1 protein-coding gene is annotated in these 935 nt (G+C 68.8%); it reads left to right on the plus strand.

All coding sequences use genetic code 11. The features are described 5' to 3' along the window. Positions 1-74 precede the first annotated feature (74 nt). Positions 75-914 carry an IS5 family transposase gene (locus Asi02nite_RS41280; RefSeq protein ID WP_203719486.1) on the plus strand — a complete coding sequence of 280 codons (840 nt, stop codon included), beginning with the start codon at positions 75-77 and terminating at the stop codon, positions 912-914. Positions 915-935 lie beyond the last annotated feature (21 nt).

The following is a 935-nucleotide window of genomic DNA, read 5'->3' on the forward strand; positions in this document are numbered from 1 at the left end:
AGCGTGTTTGAGAATGTCTCATGTGGTCGGTGTGGTGGCGTGACATCGACCACGGTGGCGGGCAGGCTGCCGCGGTGGCGCCTTCCCGTCGTGGTTACCCGTCCGATTTGACCGACCGGCAGTGGGCGTTGATCGAGCCGCTGCTGCCGGAGCCTGCGACGGAGGGTCGGCGGGAGAAGCATCCGCGGCGGGAAGTCGTCAACGCGATCTTGTACGTGGTCCGCTCGGGCTGCCCGTGGCGGTATCTGCCCGCGGACCTGCCGCCGTGGCAGACGGTGTACTGGTACTTCGCCCGGTGGGAACAGGCCGGCGTGACCGAGGCGCTGTTGGCGGTGCTGCGGGTCAAAGCCCGCGCCGTGCAGAACCGCGGGCCGGAACCGTCGGCCGGGATCATCGACTCCCAGTCGGTCAAGGGCGCCGACACTGTCGGCTGCGACTCGCGTGGCTACGACGCCGGGAAGAAAATCAACGGCCGGAAGCGGTTCATCGTCACTGACACGTTGGGGCTGCTGGTCACCGTCTGGGTCCTCGCCGCGTCGTGGCAGGACCGCGACGGCGCCAAAGGCGCTCTGGTCGCCGCGAGCCTCGCGGCGCCGTCGATGCGGCACCTGTTCGCCGATTCCGGCTTCGCCGGCCGTCTCGTCGACTGGGCCCGCGACACCGTCAACACCACCATCGAGATCGTGCGCAAACCCGCCGAGCAGCAGGGATTCGCCGTCCATCCGCGCCGCTGGGTAGTCGAGCGAACCCTGGCCTGGTTGACCGCACACCGCCGGCTGGCCCGCGACTACGAACGCATCCCGGAAGTCTCCGAAGCCATCATCCGCTGGGCCGCGATCGCTGGCATGGCCCGCCGCATTACCCGCGGCACACCTGCCCGAAGGCAAACCCGGCGCACCTTCACCTGGACCTGACCGACCTCTCAAACACGCTCT

This window comes from Asanoa siamensis, assembly GCF_016862555.1.
In the GTDB taxonomy this organism is placed as follows: Bacteria; Actinomycetota; Actinomycetes; order Mycobacteriales; family Micromonosporaceae; genus Asanoa; species Asanoa siamensis.